Annotated in this window: 9 protein-coding genes; 5 read left to right on the top strand and 4 right to left on the bottom strand. The window is 62.2% G+C overall.

Going from position 1 to position 8,919, the window contains the following annotated elements; all coding sequences use genetic code 11:
• Positions 1–244, bottom strand: a 244-nt coding sequence (locus B5V03_RS35075; protein ID WP_129274924.1) for a GDP-mannose 4,6-dehydratase, incomplete at its 3' end; no start/stop codon positions are given.
• Between the two features lie 252 nt (positions 245–496).
• Here B5V03_RS35075 and B5V03_RS35070 point away from each other — a divergent pair.
• Entirely contained in the window at positions 497–1,039 is a 543-nt protein-coding gene (locus B5V03_RS35070) for a D-glycero-alpha-D-manno-heptose-1,7-bisphosphate 7-phosphatase (protein WP_129274923.1), read from the top strand.
• A 4-nt stretch (positions 1,040–1,043) separates the two neighbouring features.
• Positions 1,044–2,255 (top strand): glycosyltransferase family 4 protein, encoded by a 1,212-nt coding sequence (locus tag B5V03_RS35065; protein WP_129274922.1) that lies wholly within the window; start codon positions 1,044–1,046, stop codon positions 2,253–2,255.
• On the opposite strand, the gene B5V03_RS35060 is transcribed toward B5V03_RS35065, so the two are convergent.
• From B5V03_RS35060 to B5V03_RS35050, 3 genes are read right to left on the bottom strand one after another with little or no spacing between them, the layout of a single operon-like run.
• Positions 2,252–3,349: a DegT/DnrJ/EryC1/StrS family aminotransferase gene (locus B5V03_RS35060; protein ID WP_129274921.1), complete on the bottom strand. Its 1,098-nt coding sequence runs from the start codon at positions 3,347–3,349 to the stop codon at positions 2,252–2,254. The genes B5V03_RS35065 and B5V03_RS35060 overlap by 4 nt on opposite strands.
• 25 nt (positions 3,350–3,374) lie before the next feature.
• Positions 3,375–3,845, bottom strand: coding sequence for an acyltransferase (locus B5V03_RS35055; protein WP_129274920.1), 471 nt, complete (start codon positions 3,843–3,845; stop codon positions 3,375–3,377).
• On the bottom strand, positions 3,842–5,239 hold the full coding sequence (locus B5V03_RS35050; RefSeq protein WP_245502435.1) for a Gfo/Idh/MocA family protein: 1,398 nt from the start codon (positions 5,237–5,239) through the stop codon (positions 3,842–3,844). Before B5V03_RS35050 ends, B5V03_RS35055 begins: the two co-directional genes overlap by 4 nt.
• On the opposite strand from B5V03_RS35050, the gene B5V03_RS35045 reads away from it, so the two are divergent.
• From B5V03_RS35045 to B5V03_RS35035, 3 genes are all read left to right on the top strand, one after another.
• Entirely contained in the window at positions 5,213–6,445 is a 1,233-nt protein-coding gene (locus tag B5V03_RS35045) for a hypothetical protein (protein WP_129274919.1), read from the top strand. The two genes, B5V03_RS35050 and B5V03_RS35045, sit on opposite strands and share 27 nt — an antisense overlap.
• A 15-nt stretch (positions 6,446–6,460) precedes the next feature.
• On the top strand, positions 6,461–7,762 hold the full coding sequence (locus B5V03_RS35040; RefSeq protein ID WP_129274918.1) for a hypothetical protein: 1,302 nt from the start codon (positions 6,461–6,463) through the stop codon (positions 7,760–7,762).
• Positions 7,763–7,958: 196 nt separating this feature from the next.
• Positions 7,959–8,918: a hypothetical protein gene (locus B5V03_RS35035; RefSeq protein WP_129274917.1), complete on the top strand. Its 960-nt coding sequence runs from the start codon at positions 7,959–7,961 to the stop codon at positions 8,916–8,918.
• Position 8,919 lies beyond the last annotated feature (1 nt).

Here is an 8,919-nt window from a genome sequence, read left to right as displayed (position 1 = left end):
TCGGCCGGATCTGCTGTACCAGGCGGATCAGATTGCTCGAGTCCGTCATGTCGCCATAATGCATCAGGAACGGCACGTTGCCGACATGCGGGTCCTCGTAGAGGTGATCGACCCGCGCGGTATTGAACGAGGACGAGCGCCGCTTGATGCCGTGCACGACATAGCCGAGCGACAGCAGATATTCGGCCAGATAGGCGCCGTCCTGCCCGGTCACGCCGGTGATCAGAGCAACACGTTGAGTCATGGCCAATCTTGTTCCCGTAGCAATTGATAATGGATGGATGCACACCACCCGCCGAGCGAAGCGCATTCCCGGTCTTCTTCTTGGCCATATCGCCCCCCCGGGGTCAACCCCGGGGAACAGCCCGGAAACCGGCAAGCCGGGCGCGGAGGGACAGATTGGACCTGGAACACAATCGTGATACTGAGCGCCCAGGGCGACCGGGCTGCATCAGCGGCTTGCCCGCCCCCACAGAGAACGCAATTTCGAGCCGAAATGCCCCGAAACCGAGAGAGCACAGCGATCAACCAGGTGCTGCGCCCTGCCGTCTTCTTCGACCGCGACGGCGTTCTGAACGTCGACAGCGATTATCTGTTCGAGATCGACAAATTCCGCTGGATCGACGGCGCGATCGAGGCCGTGAAGACAATCAATGATGCCGGCTATTTCGCCTTCGTCATCACCAACCAGTCGGGCGTGGCGAGAGGATTCTATCAGGAGGCCGACATCCATCGTCTGCACGACTGGATGGCGGAGCAGCTGGCGGCCCATGATGCGCGGATCGATGCCTTCGAATATTGCCCGTTTCATCCGGACGGGTCAGTCGCCCCTTACCGGCGCAGCAGTGATCGCCGCAAACCGCAGCCCGGCATGATCACAGACCTCCTGGGCAAGTTTCCCGTCGACCCGAGCAAGAGCTTCGTGGTTGGCGACAGGCCGTCCGACATCGAAGCGGCCCACGCCGCCGGAATGCCTGGCCATCTCTTTGCCGGTGGAAATCTGCGGGATTTCATCCTGCCGCTTCTGGCACGCGGATAGCGTCGTGGACAAAGCTCCCAACTTCATCCTCGCGACGGAGTTCTATCCGCCGGATTCGAGCACGACGGCGACCTATCTCGGTGCGATCGCGAACGCCGTCGCCCTGGACATGCAGACGGTCGTTCTGTCGGGGACGCCGGGCTCCGCGAGACCGACAGCGGCCGGCAGCAGCACGCCCGAGGTCGTCGAGATCGCGAACTGGAAACCGCCCAAGCACGCGCTCGCAAGACGCCTCATCGCAAGCTCTGCGCTGGCGATGCGCCTGTTCTGGGCCGTCTATAGACGCGCACGGCCGGGCGACGTCGTGATGTCGGTCACGAGCCCCTTCACGCTGCCCTATTCGATCACGCTTGCCGCAAGGCTGCGGCGCGCCAGGACCGCGCTCCTGATCTACGACCTCTATCCGGAAGCCCTGGTGGCCGCCGGCATGGCCCGGCAGACTTCACTCGTCACGCGCCTCTTGCGTCTCGCCAATGGCTGGCTGTTCAGGTCCCTGAACGCGATCTTCGTGATCGGCCGTGACGTGCCTCCGCTGCTGCTGCGCTATCCGCGCGTCCGAGCAGAGCGCATCCATTTCGTGCCCAACTGGACATTGCTTCCGATCGAATTCCGCCCCCCCGACGACGCCAGCAGTTTCAGGAAGCCTTATTCGGCGAAGTTCGTCGTCGGCCTCTGCGGCAATCTCGGCTTCACGCATGCACCTCGCACCGTGTTCGAAGCCGCGCGGCTGTTGCGGCATGAGACGAACATCCACTTCGTTCTGTCGGGCTGGGGCGTCGGCTGGAGCGAGCTGAAAACGCTTCAGGCCGCGGAGAATCTGGAGAACGTCACCTTGCTCGATCCGGTGCCCGAGGAACAGCTTGCCGAATTCCTGGCGGCGGCGGACGCCTGGGCCATCCCCTACCGGCGCAACGTCGCAGGCGTTTCGATTCCGAGCCGCCTGTACAATTTCCTTGCCGTCGGCCGCGCCGTCATCGTTGGAACGGAGCCGAATGCGGAAGCCGGGCTTGCGGTCGCCGAGGAAAACATCGGCTGGATCGTGCCCCCGGAGGATCCTGCCAGGCTCGCGCAAGCGATAACCGAGGCTGCGTCCGATCGCGCGGCGACGCTTGAACGAGGCCGCTTGGCGGCAGTCGCCGCACTGAAATACAGCGAGCAAGCCTCGACGCTGCGCTACCGGGACATCGTGCGGCGCCTGAGCGAGGCCGACAGCTAGAAGTTCTTGATCAGCCGGATGACCTCGTCCTGCTGCTCGCGCGTGATTTCCGCGAACATCGGCAGCGAGAGGATCTTGCTCTGATCTTCAAACGCCCTCGGAAACTGTTCGGGGCGATGCGCCAATCGCGCATAGGCGGGCAGCAGCGGCAGCGCTGTCGGGTAGTTGATCGCCGTCTGCACCCCGTTCTCGCCCAGATACGCAGCGAGAGCGTCACGCTTCTTATGCTTGATCGTATAGAGGTGGTAGACGTGGGTGCGATCCGCCGCGACGCGGGGCACCTCCACGCCATCGAGCTGATTGAGACCGGCATCATAGATCGCCGCAGCATCCTGACGCGCCTTGGTCCAGGCCTGCAGGTGCTTCAGCTTGGCCGACAGGATCGCCGCCTGCATTCCATCGAGCCGGCTGTTGATGCCTTCGATCAGGTGCTTGTGCTTCACGAGGCCGCCGTGCCGGGCCAGCATGGTCATGTGCTCTGCGAGTGCCGCGTCCTCCGTCACGACCGCGCCGGCATCGCCGAACGCGCCCAGATTCTTGCCCGGATAGAACGAGTAGGTCGCGGCCGCCCCGAAGGTCCCGACCGGCTGGCCCTTATATTGGGCGAGGTGCGCCTGGGCGCAGTCCTCGATGACCCAGAGGCCGTGCTTGCGCGCGATCGCCATGATCGCATCCATGTCGGCCGGTTGGCCGTAGAGATGCACCGGGATGATGCCGACGGTGCGCGGCGTGATCGCGGCTTCGACCGCCGCGGGGTCGATCGTGAAGGTCTCGCCGTCGGTATCGCAGAACACGACTTTCGCACCCGCATGCGTGATCATCGCGGACGTCGATATCCAGGAATGCGCGGTGGTGATGACCTCGTCGCCCGGCTTGACCTTGAGCGCCGCCATCGCGAGGTAAAGCGCGTCGGTGCCATTGGCGCAGGACACGCAGTGCTTGACGCTCGCCGCCGCCGCGAACTCCCGCTCGAAGGCGTCGACATAGGGACCACGGATGAACGCGCTGTCGCGAATGACAGCAGCGATCGCACCGTCGATCTCGTCCTTGATCGACTGATACTGGAGCCCGAGATCCGCGTAAGGTACCGGCATGAATGCTATTCCCTGGGTCTTGCCCTTAAGTCTTGCCCTTGAGGCGGCGGGCGGGATTTCCGGCGTAGCTGCCCGGCTCGGTGATGTCTTTCGTGACCACCGAGCCCGCGCCGATCACGACGTCATCTGCGATGGATACCGGCATGATGGTGGCGTTGGAACCGATCGAAACCCGGTTGCCGATCTTGGTCGAACGCCACAATTCGCGGCGGCCGCGGGCCGGCCCGCCGGTCGAGAACGTGTCGTTGATGAACATCACGCCGTGCCCGACGAAGCAATCGTCCCCGATCGAGACCAGCTCGCAGATGAAGGCATGCGACTGCACACGGGTCCGCGCACCGACGACGACGCCTGCCTGTATCTCCGTGAAGGGGCCGACGAAGCAGTCATCCGCGATCTCGCAGCCGTAGAGATTGCACGGTTCGACCAGTTTGACGCGCTCACCGAATTTGACGTCGCGCACGGCGACCTGGTGCACTTGCGGCTTTCCGCTCACGAGATCACACCGAGCTTGCTCCGCCGCGGCTCGAAGCGCAGCGCCACTTCCTGCCCGGTCTCGATCGACTCGTAGAGGGCGGAGATCAGTTCGAGGCTCTTGCGGCCTTGCAGGCCGTCGACCAGCGCGGCGCGCTGATGCAACAGGCAGTCGACGACGTGCTGATAATAGGCCTGATGGCCGAAGCCGTAGACGTTGGGCGGATTGACCGAGAACTTCTCGATGACGACCTTGTCGCTCGGCAACTCGTCGACGAAATTCCAGTGCCTGATCTGGTTGACCGCAAAGCCCGCGATCTCAACCGTGCCCTTCTCGCCGAGGATCGAAAGGGAACCTTCGAGGTCCTTCGGTCGAACCGCCGTGGTCGCCTCGATGACACCAAGCGCGCCGTTGCGGAATTTCAGCGTCGCAACCGCGGTGTCTTCGGTCTCGACCTTCACCAAGGCCGTCGTTGCCCGCGCATGCACGCTCACCACGTCCCCGAAGAACCATTCCAGCATATCGATGTGGTGGCTGGCCTGATTCGTCAGCACGCCGCCGTCATAGGCCCACGTGCCGCGCCAGGCGTCCTGGTCGTAATAGGACTGGTCCCGGCACCAGCGCACCCGCACGGTGCCGAGGATGAGCCGGCCGAACCTGCCGGCGTCCAGCGCCTCGCGCGCCTTGACGACCGGAACGTTGAAGCGATTTTGCTTGACGACGAACAGCTTCACGCCGGCTTCGTCGCAGGCGCGGATCATGTCGTCGGCGTCCTGCAACCGAAGCGCCATCGGCTTCTCGACAACGACGTGCTTGCCAGCGCGCGCGCACGCGATCGCGTGCTGCGGATGCATACCGCTCGGCGTCAGGACGGCGACCGCGTCGATGTCCTTGCGCGCGAGCATATCGTCCAGATCATCGTAGGCCGGGACGCCAAACTTTGCCGCGAACGCATCGGCGCGCGGTTTGACGTTGTCACAAACGGCGACGAGGCTGGCCCGCTCGATGTGATTGCCACCGAGCAGATCCGCATGGCGTTTCGCGATGCGCCCGCAACCCAGCAAGCCAAATCTGATCATCCGCCCTTCCTCTTGGTAGTCCCTTGCCGGATCGGTTAATTGCGCGTTCCAGGGCGCGGACATCAAAGCGTATATTCGAAAAATTCGTTGCCGATCAAGACAATATTGCCCACACGGCACCTGTGACACCCCTCTGACGGGCAAGTTTTTGTTCCTGCATCTGTTTTTCATGGTACTAGGCACAGAACGCAACCTGCTCACTCTCGCCCACCAATGAATGCCGTTCCCGACGTCGCCGCAGCCCAATCGCCTGCGCGCGATCGATACAGGCTGGGGCTCGCAATCCTCGGTCACATCGTGACGAGCTGCGTGTCCCTGATCTTCGTCATCGAGCACTACCGCCGCCTGCTGCCTCTGGCTCCGAACAGCCTTCAGCTCATCGGCACTGCCGCCCTTGGCGTGATCCCCTTTGCCCTTTGCGCGGTCGTGTTTGCACTGCGGCGCTTCAGTTTCGGCTTTGCCGTCGGCTTCTATTTCTACACGCTCATTCTCGGCTACCTCTGGCTGGTCAGGTTTTCGACCTTTCCCTACGACCACCGAACCGCGGCGATCTCCGCGTTCGCCTCGGGAATCGCCTTCCTCATCCCGGCCCTGTTCGTCGGCTCTACCCCTCCCCGGCTCTTGACGTTGACGGCACGGCAGCTCGACGTCCTTCTGGCCGCCATCGTCGCCTTGTCGATCGTCATCCTGGTGATCGGCACGACGTTCCAGTTTCAGCTCGCCCGCCCCGCGGACATGTACAAGTTCCGCAACGAGATCGATCTGCCGAGGTGGCTTCAATACGCGATCGGCATCGTCTCGGGCGCGCTGCTTCCTTTCGCCTATGCCTGTTTCGTCCAGCTCAAGCGGTATGTGCCGGCTGTGATCTGCCTGGTGCTGCTCGTCCTGTTTTATCCCGTGACCCTCACGAAGGTCGCGCTGCTGGCGCCGAGCTGGCTGCTGTTTCTTACACTTTTGTCGATCTATTTCGAATGCCGGATGGCCGTCATTCTCTCCCTGCTTCTGCCGATCCTGGCGGGCGTTCTGATTGCCGTGCTCTATCAGCATGGCTTGGTCCCGGACAGGGTCTTCGTCTATTTTGGAACCGTCAATTTTCGGATGATTGCGATGCCTTCGAGCGCGCTTGATTTCTACAATGACTTCTTCTCGACCCATGAACTGACCCATTTCTGCCAGATCACGCCGCTCAAGCTGATCATGTCCTGCCCGTACAAAGACCAGCTCTCGGTTTTCATGGCCGACAGCTATCACCTCGGCTATTTCAACGCCTCGCTGTTTGCCACCGAAGGCATCGCCTCGGTCGGCACGGCACTTGCCCCGGTTTCGGCCGCCGTTTGCGGTCTGATCATCAGCCTGGGCAATCGCGCTTCGGCGGGCCTCCCCGGACGGTTCGTTCTTCTGTCCAGCGGACTGCTGCTCCAGATTTTGATCAACGTTCCGCTCACGGTCGCGCTCGTGACGCACGGCATCCTGGTCCTGTTCCTGCTTTGGTACATTGCACCAAGGAACGTCTTGGGAGATCAGCGCGCGGACAGGCCCTAGGGCGACACGATGCAGATGCCCAGTTCTTCCGGCAAACTGAACGGCGGCCTGCTCTCATTCGTGATCGGATATGCAGTGGTCTGCTGCATATCGCTGACGATCGTCATCCATCTCTATGACTACCTCCAGATCTTCACATTCGAGCGGCCCTTGATCGTTTCGGCGGCGCTGATCGCGCTGCCGGCCATCGCGCTGTCGATCGTATTCGCCTACGCGCCGTTCAGTTTCGGATACCTCACGAGCTTCTATCTCTACACGGTCGTTCTGGGATATCTCTGGCTCATCCCGTTCTCGCAGTTCAGCTACGATCATAGGGCGACCGGACTATTCGCACTGGCTTCGCTTGCCGGCTTCCTGATCCCGGCCATGCTGATCAACTGGCCGGCGAGGCCTCCAATCAGCTTCACGCCGAAGGTCATGAACGGGCTCCTGGCCGCAATCGTGACGATTGCGATCGTCACGCTCGCCGCCGGCATGTACTACAATTTCAGGCTGGTGGGGCTTGCCGATATCTACCAGTTCCGCGACCAGCTCGATTTTCCACCCCCGCTCAGATACGCGATCGGAATTACGCTTGGCGCACTGCTGCCTTTTGCATTCGCCTGCTTTGTCGAACGGGGCGCAAACATTCCGGCTTGCGCGACCCTGCTCCTGATCCTGGGCTTCTATCCGATCACCCTGACCAAAACGACGATGTTCGCTCCGTTCTGGCTCGCGTTCCTGTGGCTTCTGACGAGCGGCATGGAGGCGAGGCGCGTCGTGATCCTGTCGCTGCTGATTCCGCTGCTCGTGGGCGTATTCGTGGCACTGCTGCACTATGCCGGCATGATATCGCAGCCTCACCTCGTCGGCTATTTCGGGTCCGTCAATTTCCGGATGATCGCCTTTCCGTCGATCTCGCTCGACGTCTACAACGACTTCTTCTCACGGCACGAAGTCACGCATTTCTGTCAGATCTCGCTGGTCAGATCATATACCGGCTGCCCCTATGCCGAGCAGATTCCGGCCATCCTGGCCAGGAGCTACCCGGTCGGGAGTATCAATGCGTCCCTGCTCGCCACCGAGGGAATAGCCTCGGTCGGCACGGCCTGGACACCGCTGAGCGCCCTCCTGGCAGGCCTCGTCCTGTCGCTTGGCAATTGCACGTCGAACAGGCTGCCACCGAGATTCGTGATCCTGTCGGGCGGCGTGCTGGTGCAGACCCTGCTCAATGTTCCGCTCTCGATTCTGCTGGTCACGAACGGTGCAGCAGCGACCTTCCTCCTGTGGTACATCACCCCAAGCCCGTGGCTTACTCAGGTCCGCGGCAAGGCGTGACCAGGGACCAGGCCTCATGCGCGGCTCATCCTGAACGGCGACTATCCCCGCTTGCGAGGATGATCATTTCAGTAGGCCATGACAGGCCGCGAGTTTTCTCCGCGCGAATAAGCGACCTAATGGACTTGCCCCATGGTTTCGCCTAACAACGATTGGAGCACTCCAAAGCGCCGGGATTCGATCCAAGTTCGTCAGCATGACCGAGAAAGCCGCAATCGCCGTTCTGGGACCACTCGCGTCGTTTCGCACGGCGTTCGTGGGTGTCGCCGGAATCACCTTCATTCTGTTGGCCGCAGCCATTTTCGCGTTCGTCCAACCCCGTTCACTCGTTCGGTCGGCGATCGAGATCGGAGCTTTCTTCTCGGATAAAAAGGAGGAGCCCGTCGAATCGCCGGACCTGCTCGCAAAACGCATCCAGGCGGTCTACGTGCCGGCTGCGCTGATGACGTTGAGCAGGAGCGGCGCGCCACAATCGACACTGGGGGCACTCCAGAATTCGTCGGCCGACAGCATCGGCCAGACGGTGAGCATCCAGAGCACAGTCGATCCGGCCGCCGCCGAAGACGCCAAGGCGTTCCAGCAAAAGATCATCGACCAGATCGTGGAAGAGGAAGGCAAGCGTATGGACCTCATGCGCGAAGCCGCCGCCGCGCGATCGGTGCTACTGAAGCAGACCAGCGACGCAGTGGACCAACAGATCGCGAGCCATGAAAAAATGCTCGACCGGCTGGCGGGGTTAGTCCCAGCAGCGGAGAGCTCGCTTCGCGACAGAGAGGTGGAGCGCGGCACGGTACTCCAGCGGGCTGCCACGCAGCCTGATAGGGGCGACAAGACGAGCGCAAACATTGAGGGCCTGCGGAGGGAAATCGCGGCCCATCTGGAACTCCTGGCCACCCTCAGCGAGGACCGCGCCCAATCTACGCGCGATCTCACCGGGTTGCGCGCCCGGCACGATACCCTTGCCTTTGCTCTCTTCGAGGCGCAGATCGCCGCGAGGACGATCAAGAACACGCGCGTCACGCTCGCACCTGAGGTCATGCCACAGCCGGTTGGGGCAAGGCGGCTCCCGCTCCTGTTCATCGCCGCGGTCGCCTCGATCCTCATCGCGTTCGGAGCGATCGCCTTTCTCCACAGTTTCGCGGTTAGGAGGAGCTGAC

The organism is Bradyrhizobium betae (assembly GCF_004123905.1).
Taxonomy (GTDB): Bacteria; Pseudomonadota; Alphaproteobacteria; order Rhizobiales; family Xanthobacteraceae; genus Bradyrhizobium; species Bradyrhizobium betae_A.
This window is presented reverse-complemented; position numbering and strand designations above follow the sequence as displayed.